Origin of the sequence: Lutibacter flavus (genome assembly GCF_900188355.1) — a bacterium.
Taxonomy (GTDB): Bacteria; Bacteroidota; Bacteroidia; order Flavobacteriales; family Flavobacteriaceae; genus Lutibacter; species Lutibacter flavus.
On record NZ_FZNX01000001.1, the window covers coordinates 1,058,466 to 1,084,146 of the forward strand.

22 protein-coding genes are annotated in these 25,681 nt (G+C 29.9%); all 22 read right to left on the bottom strand.

The window, feature by feature from the left end; all coding sequences use genetic code 11:
* Window positions 1–19: 19 nt before the first annotated feature.
* Window positions 20–2,386 (bottom strand): GumC family protein, encoded by a 2,367-nt coding sequence (locus tag CHB63_RS04635; RefSeq protein WP_089377232.1) that lies wholly within the window; start codon window positions 2,384–2,386, stop codon window positions 20–22.
* Between the two features lie 13 nt (window positions 2,387–2,399).
* Window positions 2,400–3,158 carry a polysaccharide biosynthesis/export family protein gene (locus CHB63_RS04640; RefSeq protein ID WP_089377233.1) on the bottom strand — a complete coding sequence of 253 codons (759 nt, stop codon included), beginning with the start codon at window positions 3,156–3,158 and terminating at the stop codon, window positions 2,400–2,402.
* Window positions 3,159–3,289: 131 nt separating this feature from the next.
* Complete coding sequence (locus CHB63_RS04645) at window positions 3,290–4,399, bottom strand: MraY family glycosyltransferase (RefSeq protein WP_089377234.1); 1,110 nt, start codon at window positions 4,397–4,399, stop codon at window positions 3,290–3,292.
* Between the two features lie 27 nt (window positions 4,400–4,426).
* Window positions 4,427–5,149, bottom strand: a complete 723-nt coding sequence (locus CHB63_RS04650; protein ID WP_089377235.1) for a WecB/TagA/CpsF family glycosyltransferase — start codon at window positions 5,147–5,149, stop codon at window positions 4,427–4,429.
* A 29-nt stretch (window positions 5,150–5,178) separates the two neighbouring features.
* Window positions 5,179–6,345 (bottom strand): glycosyltransferase family 4 protein, encoded by a 1,167-nt coding sequence (locus tag CHB63_RS04655; RefSeq protein ID WP_089377236.1) that lies wholly within the window; start codon window positions 6,343–6,345, stop codon window positions 5,179–5,181.
* The gene (locus tag CHB63_RS04660; protein ID WP_089377237.1) at window positions 6,323–7,579 is read right to left on the bottom strand and encodes a glycosyltransferase family 4 protein; all 1,257 of its coding nucleotides are present in this window, start codon (window positions 7,577–7,579) and stop codon (window positions 6,323–6,325) included. The genes CHB63_RS04655 and CHB63_RS04660 overlap by 23 nt, the downstream gene beginning before the upstream one ends.
* Window positions 7,563–8,471 (bottom strand): phosphotransferase, encoded by a 909-nt coding sequence (locus CHB63_RS04665; RefSeq protein ID WP_089377238.1) that lies wholly within the window; start codon window positions 8,469–8,471, stop codon window positions 7,563–7,565. Before CHB63_RS04665 ends, CHB63_RS04660 begins: the two co-directional genes overlap by 17 nt.
* Before the next feature lie 4 nt (window positions 8,472–8,475).
* A complete protein-coding gene (locus tag CHB63_RS04670) occupies window positions 8,476–9,792 on the bottom strand; it encodes a nucleoside/nucleotide kinase family protein (RefSeq protein WP_089377239.1) in 1,317 nt (438 codons plus the stop codon).
* 56 nt (window positions 9,793–9,848) lie between these two features.
* Window positions 9,849–10,481, bottom strand: a complete 633-nt coding sequence (locus CHB63_RS04675) for a class I SAM-dependent methyltransferase (protein ID WP_089377240.1) — start codon at window positions 10,479–10,481, stop codon at window positions 9,849–9,851.
* A 72-nt stretch (window positions 10,482–10,553) separates the two neighbouring features.
* On the bottom strand, window positions 10,554–11,861 hold the full coding sequence (locus CHB63_RS04680) for an O-antigen ligase family protein (RefSeq protein ID WP_089377241.1): 1,308 nt from the start codon (window positions 11,859–11,861) through the stop codon (window positions 10,554–10,556).
* Between the two features lies 1 nt (window position 11,862).
* Window positions 11,863–13,143, bottom strand: coding sequence for a lipopolysaccharide biosynthesis protein (locus CHB63_RS04685; RefSeq protein ID WP_089377242.1), 1,281 nt, complete (start codon window positions 13,141–13,143; stop codon window positions 11,863–11,865).
* Between the two features lie 42 nt (window positions 13,144–13,185).
* A complete protein-coding gene (locus tag CHB63_RS04690) occupies window positions 13,186–14,136 on the bottom strand; it encodes a GDP-L-fucose synthase family protein (RefSeq protein WP_089377591.1) in 951 nt (316 codons plus the stop codon).
* A gap of 80 nt (window positions 14,137–14,216) precedes the next feature.
* On the bottom strand, window positions 14,217–15,338 hold the full coding sequence (gene gmd / locus CHB63_RS04695) for a GDP-mannose 4,6-dehydratase (RefSeq protein WP_089377243.1): 1,122 nt from the start codon (window positions 15,336–15,338) through the stop codon (window positions 14,217–14,219).
* Between the two features lie 49 nt (window positions 15,339–15,387).
* Complete coding sequence (locus tag CHB63_RS04700; RefSeq protein WP_089377244.1) at window positions 15,388–15,618, bottom strand: hypothetical protein; 231 nt, start codon at window positions 15,616–15,618, stop codon at window positions 15,388–15,390.
* A gap of 94 nt (window positions 15,619–15,712) precedes the next feature.
* Window positions 15,713–16,105, bottom strand: coding sequence for a GxxExxY protein (locus CHB63_RS04705; protein WP_089377245.1), 393 nt, complete (start codon window positions 16,103–16,105; stop codon window positions 15,713–15,715).
* A 59-nt stretch (window positions 16,106–16,164) separates the two neighbouring features.
* Window positions 16,165–16,809 carry an SDR family NAD(P)-dependent oxidoreductase gene (locus CHB63_RS04710; protein ID WP_089377246.1) on the bottom strand — a complete coding sequence of 215 codons (645 nt, stop codon included), beginning with the start codon at window positions 16,807–16,809 and terminating at the stop codon, window positions 16,165–16,167.
* Between the two features lie 30 nt (window positions 16,810–16,839).
* Complete coding sequence (locus tag CHB63_RS04715) at window positions 16,840–17,553, bottom strand: porin family protein (RefSeq protein WP_089377247.1); 714 nt, start codon at window positions 17,551–17,553, stop codon at window positions 16,840–16,842.
* 421 nt (window positions 17,554–17,974) lie between these two features.
* Window positions 17,975–19,096 carry a PAS domain-containing sensor histidine kinase gene (locus CHB63_RS04720; protein WP_089377248.1) on the bottom strand — a complete coding sequence of 374 codons (1,122 nt, stop codon included), beginning with the start codon at window positions 19,094–19,096 and terminating at the stop codon, window positions 17,975–17,977.
* A gap of 156 nt (window positions 19,097–19,252) precedes the next feature.
* Window positions 19,253–19,723, bottom strand: coding sequence for a UpxY family transcription antiterminator (locus CHB63_RS04725; RefSeq protein WP_089377249.1), 471 nt, complete (start codon window positions 19,721–19,723; stop codon window positions 19,253–19,255).
* Between the two features lie 368 nt (window positions 19,724–20,091).
* Window positions 20,092–20,847: a LytR/AlgR family response regulator transcription factor gene (locus tag CHB63_RS04730; protein ID WP_089377250.1), complete on the bottom strand. Its 756-nt coding sequence runs from the start codon at window positions 20,845–20,847 to the stop codon at window positions 20,092–20,094.
* Window positions 20,848–21,381: 534 nt separating this feature from the next.
* The gene (locus CHB63_RS04735; RefSeq protein ID WP_089377251.1) at window positions 21,382–24,495 is read right to left on the bottom strand and encodes a histidine kinase; all 3,114 of its coding nucleotides are present in this window, start codon (window positions 24,493–24,495) and stop codon (window positions 21,382–21,384) included.
* Window positions 24,473–25,228, bottom strand: a complete 756-nt coding sequence (locus tag CHB63_RS04740) for a LytR/AlgR family response regulator transcription factor (RefSeq protein WP_089377252.1) — start codon at window positions 25,226–25,228, stop codon at window positions 24,473–24,475. The genes CHB63_RS04735 and CHB63_RS04740 overlap by 23 nt, the downstream gene beginning before the upstream one ends.
* Window positions 25,229–25,681 lie beyond the last annotated feature (453 nt).

Genomic DNA, 25,681 nt, shown 5'->3' on the forward strand with positions numbered 1-25,681 from the left:
CTATAAAATTAGCTTCTAATTAAAACCGCCACCAAGCTTTTTTTGGTTTTTCTTCACCATAGCCTCCATAACCACCATATCCATAACCATAACCTCCATACCCATAGCCTCTTTCTACATCAACATCATTTAACAAAAGTGCCATATTTGGTAACAGTTTGTCTTTGTACATTTTTTCTGGTATCTCCAACAAGCGTTTATCCAAATAATTTGCTCTTATCACATACAAACTTAAATCTGAATGCTGACTTAATAATAACGTATCAGAAACTAGTTTTACCGGTGCCGTATCTACAATTACAAAATCATAATTTTCTTTTCCGTAGGCTAATACTTCGTCAAATCTTCCATTCATTAATAATTCTGATGGATTTGGAGCTACAATTCCCGCACTTAACACATCAAAACTTCCTTCTTTATAATGGTGAATAATGTCCTTTAATTTTAACGTATTGTCAACTAAAAAGTGTGTCAATCCTTTATCAAAATCAATATTTAAATATTCATGAATTTTTGGTTTTCTAATGTCAGCTCCAATTAATAGTACTTTTTTATTAGATAAAGCCAATACTCTTGCCAAATTTAAAGCCACAAAAGTTTTCCCTTCTGCTGGAACCGTTGAAGTAACAAAAATGGTTTTTGTAGGTGTTTTCACCCCTGATAACATAAAATTAAGATGGGTTCTTAACATTCTAAAAGACTCCGCAATACTATCTCTATCATGTTCACCAACAACCATTTTTTGTTCTAAATCAGTTTTTGGTATTTCTCCCAAAATTGGTGCTTTAATAATATCTTCAACATCTTTGCTAGAATGTACTTTATTATCAAATAGAAATATAATGTATAACACCATAAATGGAATTAACAACCCTAGCATTAATGCAGCTAAATACACAATTTTTCGTTTCGGACTTACAGGAATAGTACTTCCATCTGCAGCATCAATTATTTTTGCATTTGGTACAGTTACTGCCAGTGAAATGGCATTTTCCTCTCGTTTTTGCAATAAATACAAGTATAACGTTTCAATTATTTGTTGTTGGCGCTGGATATCTCTAAATTGTCGTTCCTGTTTTGGTACAGAAAAAATTCTTGAATGGACTTTTCTTTCTTCCTGATTTGCTTGTTGCAATGAAATATTTAAAGAAGATTTTAAATTCACCAAACTTTGCGCTATACTCGCTCTCAATTGATTAATTTGAGCATCTAAATTAACAACTATTGGGTGTTTCTTACTTGAGTTTTTCAAAATACGGTTGCGTTCCAGTAACAACTCATTGTACTTTTCGCTGTTTAAATTAACATTACCGTCTTTCAATCCTAAATTTGCTGGAAATAATTGTTCTTCGTTATTAGAAAGGTAATCAATAACGTAATCAGCTAGTTTTATTTGCGTATTTAATTCCACAATTTTCTTTTCTAACACGGCATTATTTTCTAATACCAATGTGGCTTCAGAAGGAATGTCCGTTAATTTATTTGTGGTTTTAAATTGCTCTACTCCTTTATCTACATTTGATAAATCCTTCTCTATAACGGCCAGTCGTTCATTAATAAATGCATCAGTATTTGTACCTATTAAACTTTTATCTTCAACGGCATCTTTATTATATTGTTCAACCAATCCATTTAAAATATCCTCAGATTTTAATTTTATGGTTCCTTTTAAACTTAAAGCTATTAAACTTGACTTCTTAAATAATAATTCAACTGCCAGTTTTTTTCTTAAACTTTCAACAACACTTTTTAAAGGTGCTATTTTTATTAGCAACTCATCATTTACAAATGTATCTGTAACGGACTTTGGTGTAATAATCATTGCTCCAAAAGCAGTATTCACCTTTTCACCAAATAAGTGTTCTCCCCTTTTTTCTCCATTTGCAGCTACTAATTTAAAATTGGTATTAGAAACTCCTATAATTGAAAATGTAGTATCCAATTTATACACCAATGAATCCTTTGAAAAATAATTGATATTAAAAGGAACATCTGTTTTATACACTTCTGCAGTTCTTACCCTGCCTTTTTTATAATACGTAGCATTTATTCCCAAATCTTTTACAACCCTCGTCATTAAACTCCGAGATTTTAACAAGCCGATCTCAGTATCAATAGATTTTTTTGTGCCCCCCATTAAACCTAAGTCTTCAAAAGCCGACAATTCTGATGGTAATCCCCCAGATGCTTCATCATCAATTAAAATGGTTGAACTTACCAAATATTCATTTGGTGTATAACGTAAATATAAAAAGGCTGCAACTATTGCTAACAACGCACCCAATACAAACCATTTCCAGTGGTACAAATATTTTTCAAAAATTTCTCTAAAATTTACTGTTTCTTCTTCCAGAAACATATAATTCAACGGATTTTCTTCTTTCATGATTGTATGAATTTTAGCGTATTAGTAACGCTAGTAAGGTGATTAATATTGAAACTAATGAAATAATAACGCTTGTATTGCTACCAACCGCGGATGAGTTGATCTTTGTTTTATTAGGTTCTACATAAATAACATCGTTTTGAGCCAAATAATAGTACGGTGAATTAAACAACTCTCTATTGCGTAAATCTATGGTGACAAAGGTTCTTTTACCATCAACTTCGCGTATTAATAATACATTTTTTCGTTTTCCCTGTATAGTTAAATCTCCTGCCAGCACCAATGCTTCCACAATGGTAATTCGTTCATTGGGTATGGTAAAAGCTCCAGGAGCCTTCACATCTCCCATTACAGAAATTTTAAAATTTATCAACCGAATATTTACAATGGGTTTTACAAGGTATTCTTCTAAGTTATCTTCTAAATAAGTTGTTAACTCTAAGGTGGTCAATCCTTTTGTTGCAATCGTTCCTAACACCGGAAAGTGAATGGTTCCCTCTTTATTCACCAGATAAGGCAACATTTTTGGAGCACTTATTCCAGCACTTTCATAAATATTAAACGTAGCTGCTGCTAATGGATCTATACCTGAAACATGAATGGTTAACAGATCACCTGGTTGTATTTTTGGTTCATAATTTAAAATGTCTTCAGTTATTGCAGACTCTCCAGAAGGTGCCTGAAAATAAACCATTTTTTTTGATGACACACAAGAGCTTACCAACAAACTAAGTAGTGTTATTCTTAATAAATTTAGTGTTGTATTTTTCATTATAATCTATTTATCTATGTTGTATATTCTATTTATTTTTCTTGTCATTGCGAGGAGCTTTTGCGATGTGGCAATCTGTTAATTGTTTTCTGTCATTGCGAGGCGGTTTTACAACGTGGCAATCTCTCTAATCACTTTACTACCGCGCCTATTTTCGCTATTTTACTTGCAATTCTCTTTTTTAGCATATAAAAAACCCCTAAATACATTAAGAAAATGAGTATTAAAATTCCAGCCATTTGAAAACTATTGAAAATAGAAGACCAATAAACCATTAAAATCACTAGCATATAATTAAAAAAACCAAGCAACATGGTGGCCTGAAAATGAGACATACCTGAGTCTATGAGCACATGATGTGAATGATTCCTATCAGGACACAGAGGGCTTTTGCCTTTTAACAACCGTATGCCAATAACCCGAAACATATCAAATATTGGAATGCATAAAATAGCCGACAAAACAATAAGCTCATTTTCAGGCTTAAAAGAAAAAACAGTGTATTGCTCAATATCAATCGCTAAAAATTTTAACGCTAAAAAACCGATGCTGAAACCTATGAGCAAAGATCCTGTATCACCCATAAATATTTTTTGAGTGCTGGAAAAATTATAGTATAAATAGGCGACTAACATCCCTATAAAACTTAAACTTATTAAAAAATAAAAATTTAAATCGGTAGCTTTAAAAATGAGGGCAAAAATACTAAATATCACAATGGCTACTATGGCCGCTAAACCATCTATACCATCAATTAAATTATAGGCATTTATAATAGTTAATACCAATAATACATTTAACATATAAAATAACCATGAAGGCAGTTCATAAATCCCTAAAAACCCATGTAAGGAAGTTTCAAACATAGCACTGTGAAAAAATAAAAACAACGTAGCCAATGTTTCCATAACCAGTTTTGCTCTTGGGGTAGAAACTACCAAATCATCTTTTACACCCACTATAAAAATTAAGGTACTCGCAGCAATTAAATTTAGGCCAATGTTTTCCGTATCAAAATGTTGAATGAAATACATGGTAATAATTAAGGTGATAAAAAAAGAAACCCCAGCCATTGTTGGTGTAGCTCCGCTATGTGAGCTGCGCTCATTGGGCTTATCGTTTAATTTCCGTTCAACTATAACCCAGCTTATTTTTGGCACCACATAATACACCAATAAAAACGAATTTAATACCGCTAGTATACTAACCACGGTTAAATTTGACATTAGTTGTTCTAGCATATTTTAAATCTTTTTCAATAGGTTAAATTAAAAGCTAAAAAATTTTTCTTTTATTAAATACACTAAAAATAAAGGTGTAGAAACAAAATTTCGTTTCCATAATCTCCTTGGTTCTTTAACTAAACGAGGTAACCATTCTAATCCTAAATTTATCCAAAAAGGACTTGAACGTTTAACTGTACCAGCATAAAAATCAAATACAGCTCCTATAGATACAATTATACTTGCATCTATGTTATCCTTATTAGCATACACCCATTTTTCTTGCTTTGGAGCAGTCATTCCAACAAATAGAATGTCTGGTTTAAAATTATTTACAGAAGAAGTCATTAAAGAAGTATCTAACTCTGAAAATTCTGGTTTGTATGGAGGTGAATAACTCTCCATTTTTATATTTGGAAATTCTATTTTTATTTTATTGGAAATTAACTGTAAGGTTTTTTCTGAAGCACCTAAATAAAATACTTTTTGATTTTTTAAATTCGCTTTCTCAAGCAAGTATTGATGAATATCTGCTCCTGCAATTTTGTTAATTTTACTCCCTGTTAATATTTTAGTGGCTAATACAATACCTGAACCATCTGGCAGCAATACATCTCCACTTAATAATGCTTCAGCAAACTGTTTATCTTTTTTTGCCTCACAAAAAGAATGTGGGTTTATGGTGTTTATAATACACTTTTTACCCGTTCGTATTTCTGAAAGTGATGCCGTATAAATAAATTGGTTTACAACCTTTTTTAAATCCATAAAATCAAAGAACTATATTAAATTTTAAATTACTTATTGAGTAATTGATCGTAGTTTTTTTTTAAAGTCTTATAATACACATCGGAACTGTATTTTTCCTTTACTTTTTCAAATCCATTTGAAGATAATTTTTCAGATAATTTATGATTTTGCCATAATTTATCAATTGTTTCAGCTAATGAATCTGCATTTCCCGTTTCAAAAAGTAGTCCATTAAAATTTTCTTCTGCAATTTCAGGGTAACCTGCCATTTTGGGCGCTATTATGGGTAATTTATGAGCCATCGCCTCAGGAAATACCATTGGAAAACCTTCATAACAAACGCTTGAATGAATATACAAACGAGCCTTACTATAAAAATCCCTAATATTTTGTGAATTTAACATACCTCTAAAAATGACATTTTCAGGAATTTCTAATTCTTTCGCGTAGCCCTTACGCATTTCGCCTGCTAATTGAAAAGGTATGCGGGGCAATTTTTTAGCGGTTTTAAGTAACAAAGGAATTCCTTTTTCTGGACTAATACGCCCTGCAAATGCCACATAATTTCTTTCAGCCATATTATAATCTAGATTCTTAATTTCTTTATTATAAAAATTAGGCAGTACTTCACAATTTTCTTTAGCGAACCCATTTGCTACTAATTTTTTCTTTTGAAATTCTGTTAAGCATAAAAAGAGATCCACATTATTTAAATAATACTCTTTTTTTCTTGCCCAAAAATTACGCAATGCATAACCTGTACTTTTAAAAATTGAACCTTCACAATTGTTTGTGATACAATTTATTTCTTTACCTAACCCAGTACATTTCTCACATATTGAACCTTTATTAAAAAACAACCCATTGGGGCAAAGCAATCGGTAATTATGCACAGTCATTACAATGGGTATCCCCATTTTTTTAATAACTGGTAATATTGCTGGAGAAATTAATGGATACATATTATGAATATGCACTATATCAGGATTCTCTTTAACTAATAAATCTTTTGTATCTCTAATTGATCTTGGATTGTAAAAGGCAGTAAAAAAAGCTTTTATTTTTGCGTTTGGCATGACTTCTAATTCTTCACTACTTCTAAAATAAGTAATAACTTTATGGCCATTAGTCTTTAATAACTTTATCTGAGCATCCACTACAGCTTCTTCCCCAGAAAACTTACCGTATTTATTATGTATGAGTAGGATCTTCACTTAATAGTTTTGTGTAAATGCTATTTAATTTTTCTATTTTTCCTTCCCAAGAAAAATCTTGTGCTCTAATTAAGGCACCCTCTGCGAGTTTCTGACGTAAACTTTCATCAAAATATAATGTTTCAATTGCCTTTTTAAAACCGATGATTGCTTTTTTAGGTGTTGTTACTGGAATTTTCAACCCACAAGTTTTATTTACAACATGTGCAAACCCACAATGATCTAAACAAACAATTGGTAAACCATAGGATAAAGCTTCTAAAGTAACTGTTGATGTTAAATCGCTAATACTTGTTATACAAAATACATGGCCAGCGCTCATTATATCAATAGCTTTTTGTCGTTCTATCCAACCGTACCAATTACAATATTTAGATAACCCTTTATTTTGAGCTATTTTTTTCCATTTATTTGTCATTTCACCTTTACCCAAAATATGCAATTCATAAGGAACTGTAACATTTTCCAAAGCATCTAACAATAATTGTAGGTTTTTTCCTGGAGTATGCTGCCCACTCCATATTATTTTAAGTGGTTCAGTTGTTGAAATTCTTTTAGTTGCAATAATTTCAATGTCTTGTTTTTCTTGACCTACTTCACAAATTATTTCAGAATTATTATTCCACAAATCATTAATCAATTTATTGTTTCCGGGAGTTGCCGAAATTAAAGAAGCTTTGGTTCTTTTAGCTGATTGTTTTGCTCGTTTTGAAAAATTACGTTGAATTATATTATAAATATTTCGACCAGTATAAAACAGTAACCCTTTTATACCTAATGAAGGTAGAAAACTCCATGGAGAATTTTCTAGACCACCTATTGGGCCCCACACAAAAGGTTTATCTATTTTCCATAAATACCCCGGCTCTCTATACCCAACCATATTTAGCTGATGAACAATATCGAAATTTACTTTTTTATCTAATTCTAATGCTAAATGGTAAGCATTCTTTTGCCATTTTTTATAAAACCAATAATAAGAAGGGGGCCAAATTTTTCGCAATTTTTTATTTCTCTTTTTTTCAATAAAATAGAAATTTAAATTATTTTTATACTCAGGAAATATGGCTAAATGTTCTTCAATCTCTTTTTTCCATTTCAGAGTTTCAGTAATTACATGTACTTCATGAAATTTACTTAAACCAATTACAAAGTTCCATCCCATTCCAGGTTCTGAACCACGGTTTGGGCTACAAGCATAAGCAGAAATTAATATCTTAAGCTTTTTCGGCATAATCCAACAAAATTTTATACTGTGATAACATACTCTTTGCTCCCTTTTCCTTTTCTAAATCTACTTTTACCTTACTGAAAACAAATAAATAACTATTCCATTCAGAAATATTAAAATGAGTAAAATAATTATCAATTATATCTTTGTTTTCTAAAAGTATTGATTGGATCGGTTTTTCTGGTTCTAACAAAAATTTAGATTGAAATAAAAATGTAAATAAATCGTAACCTAGTGGATAATAACCTCCCATTTCCCAATCAAATAGTAAAACTTGGCCCTTTTGTTCCATCATATTCCAAGGACAAAAATCTCCATGTGAAAAAACTGTTTTAATTGAAGATTCACTTTTATTTTTTGAAGTAATTGATAATTCTGATAATTTAAATAGCAATTTCAAAATTATTTCATCCAATAAAACATTTCCTAATTTTGTACCATTTAAAACATCTGTTTTTAACAACACCTGCTTTTCATCTTGATAAAAATATTGAATTTTTGGAACAAACTTCAAAGTTGAAATCTGGCTTAAAATATGGTGTTCATTCACCACATTTTTAATGGCTATTGGAGTTTGAGCGTACTTTATAAAAAAATAATCATTTTTATCTTTACCCAAACCTGTAATTTTTTGATCAGCCCCTAATGTTCCAGTATTAAAAGCCATTAATGGTTCTAAACCAATAATTTTTCTTATTGCTTTCTCAGGTATAAAAGCTTCTATATTTCTTTTTCCAAACAAAACTCTATATAACCAAAAAGTTCGAAATAATCCCCAAGAAATTTCCCCAATGCGGGAATAAGGTTTAAAAAAGGAGATAAAAACTTCATGTTTTTTAAACCCCTTAGGAAAAAAATATTGTGGTTTAAAAGGATGTATATAAAAATACTTCATAAAATTATTTACTCAGTTTTACAGACTCAAATCGTTTAGCCATTTTTTCTATAATTGCATTTAGCGCATCATTAGAAGATGCTTCAATGCTTTTCCCTGTGTCAATCCATACCGCTCGTTTATGAGCATTACAAAACTTTTTTAATGCCGCAACCTGCCGCTCCACTTCCTCCAAAGGAAGTTCAGGCTTACGTTTATGAATTACCGCTGCATCAGTACCTAAACATAAAATAATATCAGGTTCTGGAATAATGAATTGCCCTAATTTTAAAACCCAGAAAGGGAGTTGTATCCTCCCACGTCTAGGATCTATTAAATAATCGTAATAATAACGGTCAAACATCCAAACACACGAACGAATGGCTTTTTTTGGCCATATTTTTAAATAAAAACCAACTGTATAATCTAACATATAATAAGACCAACGTACTAAAGAGCCAAAAAAACCGGAAGTACTACTTCCATGCGGATTAGTAACAGGACCATTAAACTCTTCCTTTTTCCCCAATAATCTTGCAATACTGGGTAATTTATTGGGGCGCATATGCTCATAATACACCGCATTATGAAAGGCCTCATTTAAGGTTGGTTTAACCTTTTCTATAACGGTACTTTTTCCTGAACCGTCTGTACCAAGAAATGCGATGGTATAGCCTGGTTGTTTAAACAAACGACTTAATTTACTTATTTTTTTTATAGAATTAATTGTCCTTTTAGGAAAGAATTTATTTAAGGCCTTAACTAATCTATTTATTTCATTTTTAGAATAACTATTATTTTTAGTTTCGATTAAGATTGGTATGAATTCAGGTTTTTCAATATCCTGAAATACTTCATTTAAAAATTCCTCATCAAGTGCTAAATTTTTAAAGTTATTAAAGTATTTTTCTCTACAAGTTCCGTTATTTAAAAGTTCTTTAAATAATCCTACTAAAGCATCTGCTTTTGTATTGAGTGCTGCTATCTCATCATTATGTTGGAAAGTATTTCTCCAAACATTTTTATTAGACAATATTGTATAATCACGGTAGCAAATTTCATCATAATGAAGGTCAATCATAATTCCCCAACCGTTTTCTATATTACCCAGTACACATATTTTGGGATAATTAATAGAAGGTATAATCGATATAATTTTACCGCCTTGATTGAAACTGATTTCAGAAATTACTGTTATGAATTTTGTTGCATCTTTTTTATTGATTAAAATATCTAAATCACTGCCATCGGTCGACTCGGGCAGGGATTGATAATTGCGCAACACGCAAAATTGAATGTTTTGAGAATTTAATGCATTGAAAAACTGGGGAAGGAAAGTCATTTGTTAATTTTATTATTGCAAAAAAATTATTTTAAAATTATTTATAGAAATTAAACTCATTCTTTATATGAAACTATCCAGTAAGCCATTGAAAACCATTCTTTTCTAGGAAAGGGCACCTTATTCCAAACAACATTAATAAATTCTCCAAACCTACCTTTCAGCCAAGGAAAATGATAAAATGTCTTTTTACACTTAAAACCAGTCTCAATCAATAACTTATTTGCATTTCTAATTGTAAAAGAATATAAATGAGTACCATTAAAATAATCATGACGAAATATTTGTCTAACTAAAGATTTCTCTATGGGTAAACCTAAAACTAAAACACCATTGGGGCGTAAAACTCTATTAATTTCACGAAGTATACAAATTGGACAATTTACGTGCTCCATTACATGGGAATAAAAAACTCCGTCAAATGAATTATCTTCAATTTTTTTTAAAGCAATTTCTACATCATCATGGATTATATTTAGACCTTTTGCAATGGCTAAATCAGATAAACCCTTTATTTGCTCAATACCTAAGGAATTAGGAGAAAATAATTCCAGATAGAGCCCATCTGAGCAACCAATATCAAGTACCTTTTTTTTAGACAAAAAACCTTCAACTAATGTGAAGGAGGCTAGCCTACCCATCCTTCCTACTGTTCTTTTTTTTTCATAATCTGTATACCCTACTTGCATAACTTTTTTGTTTTATTCATTTATAATTCAAAATTAAAATTGGTTACTGTTTTTAGTACCTTTTATGTATAATCATTTATTTCTAAGTTCTTGTGAAATCACAATTAGTAATAAAAAATATAAGTCAATATGAAACACCTGAAAGGTAGGACCAGATAAAGATCTTATTATCATAATAACCAAGTAACCAAATGCCACCCATATCCACATAGATTGCTTTCTAATAACACTTATTTTTAACAAGCGATAGTTATTATAAAGTGCTTTAAAAATAAAGAAAAACAAAAAAAAAGAGCCTACAACACCAACATCTACTAAGGTTTCTAAATAGGTACTATCTAAACTAGAAAAAGCCATTTCAATATTAATATCTAGAGTTTTGTGACCAGAATAATAACCCAACCCTAAAATTGGATTTTCCAATATAGATTCCCATCCTATTTGCCACATATAAGTTCTACCACTCATAGAAGATAATTGATGAGCATCCTGACCACGAGAAATATATTGAAACAATTGACTTTCAAAAATATAAATTAGAGGTAATGAGCATAGCGCTAAAAATTTATATACAAGGTTTTTTTTTTGAATAATTAAAAATATAATGATAATTGCAAATGCAAATATTGAAGTTCTAGAATAGGCTATTAGTTGGCCTGCTAGACCAATAATTAAAAAAATAACGCCTTCAGTTTTAATTTTTCTTAAATAGAGAAAATAATAAAACCCAACGAAGCTTAGCATAGCACTAAATTGACCTAATGAATTAGGATTTATACTAGGAATGATTCCCCAAACTGATTTATGTTCTATATCACCCTCAAAATCACTAGTAAACTGTAATGCTTCATTAGGAAAAATTAAATAACCAATTAAGGAAAAAAGCACGCCTATTAGAAGTAGGTATGTTATACCACTAAAAATCATATGCTCATTAATTTTTTTTAGCTTAATTTCATTTTTTAGCAGCAATGCCAGTAAAAACAATACTAATAACTCAAAAGACTTCCATACAGTTTCAATCCAGTTTGGAGAATAAGAAGCTGAAAAAAAACAAATAAATACATATATTAAAAAAACATATAATAATGATTTTTTAGGGAAAATATTATATCTAGCTATATAATGCAATGTATACCCCAACAATAATCCAAAACCAAAAAGTCTAAAAATACGCGAAGCTCCTAAATCACTATCTGCATCATAAAGCGCAACATCACCATATGGTATAAACAACATTAAGCTTATTAATACTGTACTCCAAAAAAATTGTTTATTATGGTAAAACGATTTTCTGAAATTTTTAATCAATTTTAAATTATCGAGAATTATCATAAAAACAATTCCAACTGATAAAATAATTAAATAATGAGTTATCATATTAATTATTTAAATTTCGACCTTCATTTCTCAATAAAAAATGAAGCATTATTATTAATACAACCTCTCCAAAAATTAATCCTATAATATTTCCCTTTAAGCCAAAATATTTAGCAAAAACATAGCAACCTAATAGCGTAATTAGTGATGAAATAATGTTGACTATTGTGAGTTGCTTAAATTTTTGTAGAACCTGTGCAATAATATCCTTACCGTTTCTAAAAGCTAACATAACTGCATATAAGCACCAATACATTGTTAATACATAAAGATCTTGGTAACTATCGTTAAGAAAACCACTAATAATAGTGTTGTAACTTAACAATAACACTATAGAATAAGTTACACCAAAAACCAAATAGATTTTCGTTAACAAACCACCTTTATTAATCAAGCTCTTTTTATTCACTTCACGTAATGTGGCTAATCTAGGTATTGCTAGTTGTGAAATAACTGGAATAACCATAACAGCAGGCGTTATAAATAAACGTGCTGCGTTTAGATTACCAACACCTACAGGTCCTATTAAAATAGTTGCAATAATGGTATGTGCTTGTGACCTTAAAGTATAAACAACATTAGTAATTGAACCCCATTTACCACCTTTCCAAAGTTCTTTAAATACTTGGGTTAAATATGTAAATGATAGGGTTTCAACTTTTAACTTCAATAAACTAAATCCAAAAATTATACCTATTAAATGTGCTATACCGTAAATTAAAAATGTAATTGTATTACTCAATTCTCCAATTAGTAGTTTTTCTAAAGCAAATAACATTACAACAGTTATAAAAATTGATGAATGTATATATACAGCTATATTTTCTTTTCTATTATTATAAGCAGTTCTTACAAAAAACTCTTTTAGTAAATACATTGCTGACGCAAAGACAACCATTAAAACGAGTTCATTTGAAACCGACATAAAATTATTAAAAGTGGTATTACCCAATAGTAACAATAAAGCTATTAAACAACTAAGCATACAAAAAGCAAAAGTTAAATAGAGTGTATTAATAACTAAGCTATCTCTTTCTTCCTCTTTTTTAGAAGGGTAAATAACAACCATTTGCGTCAATAGCAATGCGTTTCCTGTACCTCCAATAAAAAGGATTATTGCAAACCCAATTCCATAAATACCAAAATCTGTTGGACTAAATTCCTTAACAAGGTACAAACCAATCAAAAAATTAGTAGCACTACTTATTGATTGGTTAAGGCCGCTTATTCCAAAAAGCCTTAACTTATCTTTATTCTTAGAGATATTATTTAAAAAATTCAAATTTCAGAATAACTTAAAAAAGGACAAGTTTTCAATTTGCGTCTAATATTTTACTTTCTTATATGCTTCAGTATTCTCCAAAAACCACTTATAAGTACCTTCTATACCATTTTGTAAATCAATTTCAGCTTTCCAGCCTAGTTTATGTAGTTTAGAAACATCCAATAATTTACGAGGAGTACCATCTGGTTTTGTACTATCCCAATCAATGTTTCCTTTATGTCCAACTTCTTTTTGTATGGTTTCTGCTAGTTGTTTAATTGTAACATCGGTGCCAGTACCTACATTGTATAAATGCTCTGGCAATCCATTTTCAATAGCAAAAACTACTGCTTTGGCTAAATCATCAACGTGTAAAAACTCACGCATAGGTTTACCTGTTCCCCAAAGTTTGACAGGAGCATCATTATCCAACTTGGCTTCATGAAATTTCCGAAGCATTGCAGGTAAAACGTGTGAAGATTTTAAATCGAAATTATCATTAGGACCATATAAATTGGTAGGCATTAAACTTACAAAGTCTTTATTGTATTGGTTTCGTATGGCTTGGCACAATTTAACCCCTGCAATTTTAGCAATGGCATAGCCTTCATTGGTAGGTTCTAAAGCCCCTGTTAATAAATACTCTTCTTTTAAAGGTTGTGGTGCTAATTTTGGGTAAATACAAGAACTTCCAAGGAACACAAATTTTTCTAAATCAAATTCATGTGCGGCTTGTATTAAATTATTTTGTATTTGAAGATTGTGCAGTAAAAATTCGTATTGATTTTCACTATTGGCTAGGATACCTCCAACCTTTGCAGCTGCATCAACAATTGCAACAGGTTTTTCAGCTTTAATAAAGTTTTGTACCGCTTCTTGGTTTCGAAGGTCCACCTCTTGGCTAGTTTTACCAATTAGGTTGGTGTACCCCTTTTTTTCAAGGGCGCGCCATACGGCTGAGCCTACCATACCTCTATGGCCTGCTATATATATTTTATCCGTTTTGTCTATGTTACTTTTCATCTTTTATTTTTTATTTCATTTCTGCAGATTCCGGATCAAGTCCGGAATGACGGTTCACTTCTAACTAACTACTCAAAATAATTTAAAATAGGATACGCACCCTCTTGTAAATACTGTTCTTTTTTCATTAAATGAACATCACTTTCCATCATTTCTTTTATAAGCCCTTGTAAATCATATTTTGGCATCCATCCTAATTTGGTATTCGCTTTTGTTGGATCTCCTACTAATAATTCTACTTCGGTTGGTCTAAAGTATTTTGGATCTACTGACAAAACTTCTTTTCCTAATTCCAATTGATATTCAGCATTACTACAGCTTTTTACATAGGCTTTTTCATCAACTCCTTTCCCAACAAAATCAAGTTCAATTCCTAGTTCAGCAAAACTCATACGCACAAATTCTCTAACTGCTGTAGTTTTTCCTGTAGCAATTACCCAGTCTTCCGGTTTATCTGCTTGTAAGATCATCCACATCATACGTACATAATCTTTGGCATGACCCCAGTCACGCTGAGCATTTAAATTCCCTAAATAAAATTTATCTTGTAAACCTAAAGCTATGCGTGCTGCTGCTCTGGTAATTTTTCTGGTAACAAACGTTTCTCCTCTTATAGGTGATTCATGATTGAATAAAATACCATTACAAGCAAACATATTATATGCTTCTCTATAATTTACGGTCATCCAATAAGCATACATTTTTGCCACGGCATACGGAGAACGTGGATAAAATGGCGTTGTTTCAGATTGTGGTACTTCTTGCACTTTACCATATAATTCAGAAGTTGATGCTTGGTAAATACGTGTTTTCTTTTCCAAGCCTAACAAACGTACGGCTTCTAATAGTCTTAAAGTGCCAATCCCATCAGTATCTCCTACATATTCAGGCATTTCAAATGAAACTGCGACATGGCTCATGGCTGCCAGATTGTAAATTTCATCTGGTTGTATTTGTTGTACCAATCTTATTAAATTGGTACTATCGGTCATATCACCATAATGCAAAATAAAATTTCTATTTTCAATATGAGGATCCTGGTATAAATGGTCAATTCTATCGGTATTGAAAGAAGAAGAACGTCGCTTTAATCCATGTACAATGTAACCTTTCTTCAATAAAAACTCGCTTAAATAAGCACCATCTTGTCCTGTTACTCCTGTTATAAACGCTATTTTTTTAGTCTCCATTTTATATTTATTTTCAATTGATAGTTCGTTTTATTGCTAACTAAAATTCTTAGTTTTTCCCAAAGGCATCGCCGTAATTGAATTGTTCCAATGAACAATTCAATACTAAATCTGCTCCAAAAAGTTGTTTTGGTAATTTTGTAGAATAGAAAGAAGCCTTTGGAAAATAAAAATTTTCTAGGACTACATTCCTATTTCTTTTAGCTTGTATAGGGATACAAGCTGAAGTACTCAACTTACCTTTATGGCAAGTTAAATATGATAATGCTCTATATTGCATAGAATTAATTTCACGGATGGAACTGAATTAAACTGATTGAATGTTGATTTCACGGATAACTACTTAAATGACACGGATACTTGCTATTGCTTTTTTATTTTTCAATTGAAATGGTATGTACAAAGCGTTTCCATTTGAGGCTTTTCTCTCCAAAATTGATTAACATACCAACTTCTAATGGTGAGGACTTTAAATAATTGAATACTTGTTGTTGCATTTGCGCATCTATATTTGGAACTGACTTGATGTCTAATAGTACACTATCAAAACAGACAAAATCTGCAATAAAAAACTCATCTAATAGTTCACCATCATAATAAATTGGCAGCTTTTTTTCTTGCTCATAAGGAATATTTGTATTCAAAAATTCTATCTCTACAGCTTTCCGATACGCGGATTCTGAAAATCCGTTTCCTAGTTTTTTATGCACATTTATACAGGCGCCTATTACCTTAAATGTTTCTTCTTCAAATAATAATTTAGACATAGATTTTATTCCTTTGGTAATTTAAATGCGATTGAATTAAATTATAAATAGCGCTCATTTTAAGCTAGGATATATGCTGACTGCAACATACCCTCCAATGCTTCCATATTTAATTGAATTATATTGGAAACGGCTGTAGTTGTGGTTTTCTCAAGAGTCGATGTAAACTCCACTCCTTTTATTTGCATACCATATTCGCTTCGAAATAAACTGGCATACAACTCTTTGGTATATTTACTAATTATATATGCAGAAAGCGGCTTTCCTTGCATGACCTCTTCAATTTTAGGCACTTCTAAAGTACTCGAAGATTGAGAGCAACTTGCTGGATAGATCATTCCTTTAACATTTGATTCTTGGATAACGGTAAGCATATTTAAAAAACCAACAACATTTGCATCATTAATTGTGAATCCATCACTTTTTGCAGTTGAATTGGAATCGATCCTTGCCAAATGAAAAACATAATCCACTCCCTGGATCACCTTCTTACATTTTTCTATATCTTGAATATCACCTCCTATGAGTTTAAAGTTTGGATGGCTTAAAAAATGTTTAATATTATCTAACGCTCCAGAAGAAAAATTATCAAAACAGATTACATTGGCTTCCAAATCTAATAATGCCTCACATAATTTTGAACCTATCTGCCCTGCTCCTCCAGTAACCAAAATGTTTTTATTTTCTATATCTCTTTTTTTCATAATTGCAATTTTTAAAAATTACGCTATTTGTTATACTCTCCAATTAAAATTATTACTTGGAATGTGATAAATTCCTCCAAAAGAAAATTGTAACTGATTCGTAATTTCGGCTTCGTAATTTTTTTGTTTAACCCCATACTTTGCCATAAAATTCAGATAAACACCCCAAGTGTTTGACAACCAAAAATTTGCCCCGAACCCATAATTTAAGGTCATTCTTCCTATAGCAGGTATACGTTTTAATTCAGTGCCAAATAAGGATGTATGTTTACCAATTTTTGTATAACCAGCACCCGCAAATACATAAGGATCGAACACTTTGCTGTTCAATATTTTTTTTAAAGCATATTTTGCCGTAGCATCAAAAGCAACATACCCTGCTTCGCTTCCTTTTTGGATAATTCCACCATCAACGTTTTTACCTATTAAATATTTATTGAATGAAAAACTTGTATTGATACTAAAATTAGTTCCTGTATTATATTCAGCTCCCAACATAAAAGGATTGCTAAAATGGCTTGAATTTGTATTTAAGGGATCCGTTTTATGATAACCAGCTCCACCGTCATCAATAATATTCAATCCTAAACTTAAAAACCAATTACCAGCAATTTCATTTACTATTGTTGTATTATCTAAATGGTTTAATGAAGCATTTGAAGCATTGAAAACATTTTGTGCGTTTATTAAAGAACTACAAAATAGTGCAGTTGCTATAATTCCTAACAATTTACTTTTTTTCATAGTAACTATTTTCAACAATTTGTATTTGAGTTAATAGTTAGTTTTTTTTGAAACCAATCAAATAGTTCCTCTACCCATTTTTTTATAAAAACAGGAAATCATAAAATTTAAGCTGAATATTAGGGGTGAACAATTTTTTCTCTTGAGGTTTAATTTGATAAAATTAAAGTTTGGGCTTTAATTTTTTTTAATTAGAAATGTTCTTAGTTCAAACAAAAAATTTATGGGAACATTACAAATCCTACCATTGCTAAAGATAAAATAGCAACAATAAAAATGATAGTTACCCTTAATATTTTTTGAATAATTTTCATAGAATAATTAATTGAATTAAATAATTGATTTTTTTTTAAAATGACTATAATAATGATTTAGCTTGTAGTCTAAAATTCCCTGAAAAGGGAGTGTTTTAACTAATTTTTTATGCAATTTTAGGAATGGTAAATGTAAATGTACTTCCAACTCCAACATTGGAATCCAAAGAAAGTGTTCCATTGTGTTTTTCAATAAACTCTTTACACAGTACCAATCCCATTCCTGTACCTTTTTCTAGTTCGGTACCTTTTGTGCTGTAGAACCCTTTGATATCAAATAATTTTAACATTGAATCTTCTGAAATACCTACACCATTATCTTTAATTGAAACCTTGGTTTCTGTAGGATCATCCGCAATAGTTATATGTATTTCACCATCTTTATTAGTGAATTTAATAGCATTTGAAAGTAAGTTTCTAAGTACCATTTTTATCATATTGGCATCGCAATAGACCATTATTTGGTCCTTATTATCAAAACACATGTTAATGTTTTTTCGGTGCGCGATAAGACTTAAATCTTTCAAAGCAGCTAATATTAAACTGTTTATTTCAAAGTCTTCTTTGGCAATTTTAAATTTTCCGTTTTCAGCACCAATCCATGCCAAGGTGTCTTCTAGTAAATTATAAGCGTTTTGAGAAGCTCCATCTATATAACTAATGTATTTTTCAATTTCTTCTCTACTACATTTGCTGTAATTTTCCTTCAACAATGTTACAAATCCTAAGATGGAATTAAATGGGCTTTTTAAATCATGTGCTAGAACAGAAATGAAGCGACTTTTATCTTCATTTAATTTGGCTAGTTTTATTGTTACTGCTTCTAATTTGGTCTGTAACTGTGTTTGTTTTGTGATATCATTAAAAAAGAACGCACAATTATTATCCCTAATACGCTCTTTTTTAATTTCAATAATTACACTGGTTCCGTTTTTTTTCAAAAATTCGATTTCATAATCCCTGCGCTTCCAATTCAATAGTTTATTTAAACTATTAGCATCCTTTAAAATTCCAATTTTTAAAAATAAATCTGCCTTCATTTGGGTACCTTCCAGTTCAGATACTTCAAGTCCAACAAGGGCACAAAAATCTAAATTAGCGGAAATAATAATTCCCTGTTGATCACAAATTACAATTGCTTTATTGGGTATTTTATCTAAATGAATAAAATTAGCATCGTTATAATACTTGTTTACCTCTTCATTAGAATATGGATTTAAGGTTGGCATTTTTTTAAGTTTTTAAATAGCAATTAATCAGGTAGTTATCAACTCTGGCTTTGTTGATAGCACGTTCTTTTTCTTTTTTTTTAGGAATGGATTTTCATGGCTTCGCCTGGTGAGTCACACAGTGCTCACAAAAATTGTATTTGAATGTTGGTATTCTTAAGCTGCTTTTTGTTTTGTTAAGGTTATTTTTATCCCTAACTCTAACAATACCAATTGTACTCTGTTGTTACTTATTTCCTGAACAATTCCTTCTTTTCCTTTAAAAGGTCCTTTTGAAATTGCCATTTTATCTCCTGGTTGTAATCCTACTACACGTACATCTAACACATCATTTTTCAACCATTGTTGAAGAGTTTCAATTTCTTTATCTTTTACAATAGCCGGTTTTCCAAGCCAAAATAAGTAACGAACCACACCTGGAACCTGAAATACAAGTTCTCGGTCTTTTTCTAGTAACTTCACAAAAATATAGGATGGTAATAATGGTGTTTCAATCTTTTTTTTACGATCAGACCATTGACGAATTTCAGTTATAAAAGGACAGTATATAGTCAACCCAAGTTCCTCTAGCTGCAAAGCTACTTTCTTTTCATTTTTGGGTTTTATGTACAATACAAACCAAGTCATTTTTAAATTTTATTTATTGATTTGTAATGATTCATATGTTGGTTATGGGGCATCTAACAATCTCTTTTTTTATACATTCAAATTTAATTTAATTAAGGCTATCGGAAATCTTGAATTAGTTATCGTAGGGGATAAACAAATTAACGTAGAATAGCAACCAAAACCTTACGAGATTGATACAGTTTAAAATTGAAAAAAAATCATAATTCCTTGATTTACCAAATATTAACACATTATACTTAAATTAAAAAAGCACTACTAAATTAGTAGTGCTTTTTTTTAGCGATGCTAATTTTCGCCCATTATAATTAGCATTAACGAACCAGATAAATTTTCTAAATTAATTGCTGTATCTCAATTTATAAGACCTATGATTTATGTAGAATTGCGTTTAAAAATTGCTCTTTTTTACGAATTGAAACAGGTAAAATGCTGCCATTTGTTAGTGTTATTTTCAATTCATCCGTTTTATCAAAGCTCACTATATAATTTAAGTTTACCAGATACGATTTATGAATACGTACAAACAAATTACTATTTAGAAGCCCTTGAACATATTTCAAGGTTTTTGACAATAAAATTTCCTTTTCATCCATACAAATAACTCTGCAGTAGTTATTTTCTGAATGACAAAACATAATATTATTTATATTGATAAGTTCATATCCATTATGCGTTGGCAATGCTATTTTATTAAATGTATCTGTGTTATTATTAAAATTTTCAAGAAGTGTTTCTGTATTTCTATTAATCGATACTGCCTTTTTTCTATTTTCTAACCTTCGTATAGTTGAAAGTAGATCTATATAATTAATGGGTTTTAACAAATAATCTAACACGTTATATTTTATTGCATTAATGGCATGTTCTTTATAGGCAGTAGTCAAAATCACTTCAAAATTAATTTCATTAAAATGAGCGAAAAAATCAAAACCATTTTCCTTTGGCATTTGAATATCTAAAAAAACTAAATCTGCTTGATATTTAGCCATCGCCTTTACTCCCGACTCAACGGAATCGCAGGTTTCAACCACAGTAATTTTTTCTGAAAAATGTCGAAATAACAATTTTTTTAAAAATTCACGTGCATTAAATTCATCATCTATTATAATTGCAAATATCATTACTATAAAAGTAATTTTAAATGTAATAGCATAATTATTGAATTAGCTAACGTAGCAATTTTTAAAATTAACGGTAATTATCAAAAATTAAGTAGTATCATAAATAAAAGCGACGCAGCCGTTCAACAACCTTATTTTAAGGTTAAACTAGCTGCTCCTATGGTGGTTTTCTAATAGTTAGAAATAAAAAAAGCCTGTACTTAATAATGATTAAGTAAATTGCGGGGAAATACCAATCATATTTTAACAGGCTCTTTTTATTACAAATGCAGTTCAAAAATAAAATAAATAGGTGATTAATTTATAGTGGATTAGTTAACGCTTATACTTATTAAATAAACGATCTATAAAACAATAAAAAAGCACTATTTATAAATAGTGCTTTTTAGCTAGGTAAATCTTTTTCATAAATTCTTCATAATTAACCTAAGAAAATACCATTACGCGTAACTAACTTATACTAAATTAAATCAAATATATATCAAAAGTAGTAAAATCAAATAGTTAAAACAGAACCAATTAGTAAATAATAGGTTATGTATTGTTAACGTCGATAGATTTTAAGTATTCGTTGTGTGATTGCAATTTTAGATTTAATAAAACTGTAGTTCCTCCTGCATCGTTTGAATTAATTATTAAATTATTTTCATCTGAATTATTTAACAACTTTAAGCGTTCCCTTACCATTTTTAATCCTTTTGACTGATGTTGCTGCCTGGAAGAATTTTTTACAATTCCCTTTCCATTATCAAAAATTCTAACTTGAAGCTGCTCATCAACTATTTTGAAATCAATAGTTAATTTTGGATTTACCGAGTCTTTATCAAAAGCGTGTACAAATACATTTTCCACAAAAGGCTGAATTAACATTGGAGGTATCATGATTTCCATAACCGGCAACCCTTTATAATTAATATCAACAGCTATTTTATTATTAAAACGCATATTTTCTAACTTAACATACGTTATTAAATAATTAATTGCGTTTTCTAAACTAATTCTTGTATGTGAGCAATTATCTAAGGTCTGGCGAATTAACTTCGCAAATTCGCTCAAATACATAAGCGCATTATCAATATCATTATCTATAATATAGTTTTGAATAGAATTCATCGCATTAAACGTAAAATGCGGATTCATTTGAGATTGCAATGCTTCCAACTTAATTTCACTCAATCGATTTTGAGCAGCTACCTTTTTTATTGCTCTTTGTTTAATTGTTCTAATTCTTAGGAAATATAAAATTAGCACCAAAACAAACAAATCAAGCACAATTAAAGCTATAAAATAGGGAGATAACCAAAATGGAGGCTCCACCTTAAGGGATAATAAATTATCTGAATACTCCTCTCCATTACTTAAATCATTCGTTTTTAAAAGAATATCAAATTTCCCTGCAGGTAAATAATGCAATAAAATTTGAGTGTTATTTGAATAGTTACTCCAGGTAGAATCTAATCCTTTCACTTGATATTTATATCTTAATTTGTCTGGATAAGGATGATTGCTTGCCTTAAAATCAATGAAAATATTATTTTGTTCATAATGCAATTCCAAATAATTAACATCTAAATTAAACCAGTTAAATAAATTACTTACTACCGGTTGATTATTAATAGTGATATTATTTACATGAAGTGCTACATCATTTCTTTTAAAATCTAAAATTTTTGGTAAATTAAATACATAATAACCCTCATTGGTTCCAACAATTAATTCATCTCCAACAACTCTCCCTGCGGTTAATTCATGCTTTACCAATCCCTGATCGTGGTCAATAAATTGCCATGTATCATTTCTATAAAAGAGCAAGCCTTTATTAGTTCCTATAATAATATAATCTTTGTAGGTACCTATTCCTGAAAGGGTACGGCCTTGACGTAATTCAATCTCAACTTTTTTTACTATTTTAAATTCCTTGGTTACATCTGCCAAATACAATTCTCCAGATGCCGTTCCAATTACCAATTGATTCAATGCCTCTGAAAATGCTAAATACTTTAGCTCCATTTCATTAAACACTCCTTTTTCAGCCAAGGAACTAAATTTTTCGTTCTCATATATAAATAAACCCTTTTTAATAGTGCTAATAAAAACTTTTTTCCCTACCCTTCTAAAATTAGTAACCTCTTCTGGTGTATTCACATCCTTTTTCAGAAATAATTCAGCATCATAGGAAAGGACTTCATTATTGGTAGTGAAATTTGATAACTGATTAAAAACCCATGAATCTGAATAAGGAATTGGACTTATCATCTTACCGTTAACATCAAATTCAAATTCCCTTGTAGCTATTGGAAAATAATTTTTAATTTTAAGATCTAATTCCAATTGAAACAACCCAATATTACTGCTTACCCAGTAACTATTGTTATTCAATACTAACTTAAAAAATAATACATCTTCAGTATTTGTTTTATTTCTTAAATAAGGGTACCTATTTATTTGTTTCGTGGGATATTTGAGATAATAATTTTTTGAATAATTTAAAAGTTCGACATTCGATACTTGTTTTGTGATTTTATTGTTGCTAATAATTTTCAATCCTTTTTTTGTTAAAAAAACCACTTCTTCCTTTGAATATTCTATATCAACAATATTAAGGTTCTCATTTTTAAAATAGGTTACGTTTCCACTCAGGTCAATTTCATATACCCCTTTATTTAAAGTTCCAACATATAAAAAATTAAATTTAGGGTCGAAAAAAAGAGATTTAACATCTGAGCTTTCTACACCAAACTCAATAGATTTATCAATTAACGAATCATTTTTAATTTGAAAAATTCCACCCTTCTTTCCATTAACTCCCCAAGCTGCTCCGTATACATTGTTTTTTTGATCGGTTGCATAATCCCAAAAAACTGAATGTCCAAAAACCAATTCTTCTTCATCATCATTTAACAGTTTTTCAATTTTAAATTTTTTAAAAGAGCCTTTAATTAAATTTGTTGAGGCACCGTCTATACCGTAATATAGTATTGAATCATTTTTATAAATAGAAAATAGCGCATCTAAATTACTCTTAAAATTAAATACTTTTTTTAATTGGTTGTTTTGCAAGTTAATTTTAAAAATACCATGTCTAAATGTTCCAACATAAATTTCATTTTTGTGAGTAAAAAAATCCATTACCTGAAAATTTTGTTCACCAATATCATTTATTGCAAAACCAGTTGTCTTAATTGTTGAAATACTATCATTTTTAGTATTTAAAACTGAAATACCATCTTTTGTTCCAATAAATACCTGTTTATTAAATACTACTATTTTTCTAACAAAATTATTAACGAGGCCTTTTGCCTCATTAAAAACGGTAAAGTTTTTACCATCAAATTTGGTTATTCCTCCACCGTAACTAGCAATCCATATATTGTTGTTTTCGTCTTCCTGTATATCCCAGGTATTATTATGTGCTATTCCATCTTCAGTATAAAAATTTTTAATTTTTCCATTTTCTACTTTAGATAATCCATTAGAAGTACCTATCCATAAAATTCCTCTTGAATCTTTAAAAATACTTTCGATTTGATCACTGGGTAAACCATCTTCGCTACTTATTTGATGGGAAGGGTATATTTGTGCTGATAAATTAGCAGTTAAAATAAATAAGAAGAAAACTAAAAACTTAATTTCTATGGAGTATCGCATTTAAAAAGTGTTCTTTTTTTCGGACAGAAACAGGTAATTGTTCTCCATTGGTTAAAGTTACTTTTAACTCATCTACTTTATCAAATTTCACCACATAATTTATGTTTACTAAAAAAGTTTTATGTATTCTAATAAACAACTCATTTTCAATTAGTTCCTCAACAAATTTTAATGTTTTTGAAATTAAAAATTCTTTTCCATTATTACAAAAAACACGACAATAATTACCGTCTGATTTGCAATAAATAATGCTGTTTAATTTTATCAATTCAAACCCATTTTGAGTTGGTAAAGCTACCTTATTAAACGCATTATTATTTGAATCCAAATTTTCTAGAAGCAATTCGAATTTAGCTTGCTGATTTACCTTTATTTTACGTTTTTCCAAACGGTTAATTGATGAAAGTAAATCCACATAATTTATCGGTTTCAACAAATAATCTATGGCTGAGAGTCTGATAGCCTCAATGGCGTATTTATCATATGCAGTTGTAAAAATAACCTCAAATTTAATTGGATTAAAGTATTTAAAAAGCTCGAACCCTTTTTCTTGAGGCATTTGAATGTCTAGAAACACTAGTTCTGGTTGATGCAATTTAATTGCTTCCACACCAGCTTTAACCGAGTCACAAGTTTCAACTACTATTATTTTTTTAGAAAAATAACGCACTAAAAGTTTCCCTAGAAACTCCCTGGCATTCGATTCGTCGTCAATAATTATAGCTGTAATCATACTTTATATACTGTTTAATTATATTCTTTTATTTTCTATCTTTTAAAATAATCTATTCCCATAGACATTTCAAATGTATTTATCTTAGGTAAAAAAACATTACGGATTTCCGTAACTTAAGTTTAGCTCTTTATCTAGAAATAATAATAAAACAGATTTTATCTTTTTCTTTTAAATCTTAAAGTTCGCAATTAATTCGGTAATAAATGTAACATGATTATTCAGTTAATAAAATGACAAATGTTAGGAAAATGAATAATAAGTAAAGGCTTATTCAGTTATTATCAACCATTTCTATTTAGAAGTCTTATGTGCTTTAAGTTACATAAGTGTTATTGAAATTATCTGATTTTGAAAATAAATCAAGATTACACCCCATTTTGAGTAATTGTACCTTAAAAAATTCATAGAACCCTTATTTTACAAACTTGTTAACTATTGTTTGATTTTTTT

Coding starts and splice junctions, on each gene's coding strand:
- CHB63_RS04715 (WP_089377247.1), bottom strand. CDS start 17,553: ATGAAAAAAAGTAAATTGTTAGGAATTATAGCAACTGCACTATTTTGT.
- CHB63_RS04725 (WP_089377249.1), bottom strand. CDS start 19,723: ATGACTTGGTTTGTATTGTACATAAAACCCAAAAATGAAAAGAAAGTA.
- CHB63_RS04740 (WP_089377252.1), bottom strand. CDS start 25,228: ATGATTACAGCTATAATTATTGACGACGAATCGAATGCCAGGGAGTTT.
- CHB63_RS04730 (WP_089377250.1), bottom strand. CDS start 20,847: ATGATATTTGCAATTATAATAGATGATGAATTTAATGCACGTGAATTT.
- CHB63_RS04735 (WP_089377251.1), bottom strand. CDS start 24,495: ATGCGATACTCCATAGAAATTAAGTTTTTAGTTTTCTTCTTATTTATT.
- CHB63_RS04645 (WP_089377234.1), bottom strand. CDS start 4,399: ATGCTAGAACAACTAATGTCAAATTTAACCGTGGTTAGTATACTAGCG.
- CHB63_RS04720 (WP_089377248.1), bottom strand. CDS start 19,096: ATGCCAACCTTAAATCCATATTCTAATGAAGAGGTAAACAAGTATTAT.
- CHB63_RS04640 (WP_089377233.1), bottom strand. CDS start 3,158: ATGAAAAATACAACACTAAATTTATTAAGAATAACACTACTTAGTTTG.
- CHB63_RS04635 (WP_089377232.1), bottom strand. CDS start 2,386: ATGAAAGAAGAAAATCCGTTGAATTATATGTTTCTGGAAGAAGAAACA.
- CHB63_RS04680 (WP_089377241.1), bottom strand. CDS start 11,861: ATGATAACTCATTATTTAATTATTTTATCAGTTGGAATTGTTTTTATG.
- CHB63_RS04705 (WP_089377245.1), bottom strand. CDS start 16,105: ATGTCTAAATTATTATTTGAAGAAGAAACATTTAAGGTAATAGGCGCC.
- CHB63_RS04675 (WP_089377240.1), bottom strand. CDS start 10,481: ATGCAAGTAGGGTATACAGATTATGAAAAAAAAAGAACAGTAGGAAGG.
- CHB63_RS04670 (WP_089377239.1), bottom strand. CDS start 9,792: ATGACTTTCCTTCCCCAGTTTTTCAATGCATTAAATTCTCAAAACATT.
- CHB63_RS04650 (WP_089377235.1), bottom strand. CDS start 5,149: ATGGATTTAAAAAAGGTTGTAAACCAATTTATTTATACGGCATCACTT.
- CHB63_RS04665 (WP_089377238.1), bottom strand. CDS start 8,471: ATGAAGTATTTTTATATACATCCTTTTAAACCACAATATTTTTTTCCT.
- CHB63_RS04660 (WP_089377237.1), bottom strand. CDS start 7,579: ATGCCGAAAAAGCTTAAGATATTAATTTCTGCTTATGCTTGTAGCCCA.
- CHB63_RS04710 (WP_089377246.1), bottom strand. CDS start 16,809: ATGAAAAAAAGAGATATAGAAAATAAAAACATTTTGGTTACTGGAGGA.
- CHB63_RS04700 (WP_089377244.1), bottom strand. CDS start 15,618: ATGCAATATAGAGCATTATCATATTTAACTTGCCATAAAGGTAAGTTG.
- gmd (WP_089377243.1), bottom strand. CDS start 15,338: ATGGAGACTAAAAAAATAGCGTTTATAACAGGAGTAACAGGACAAGAT.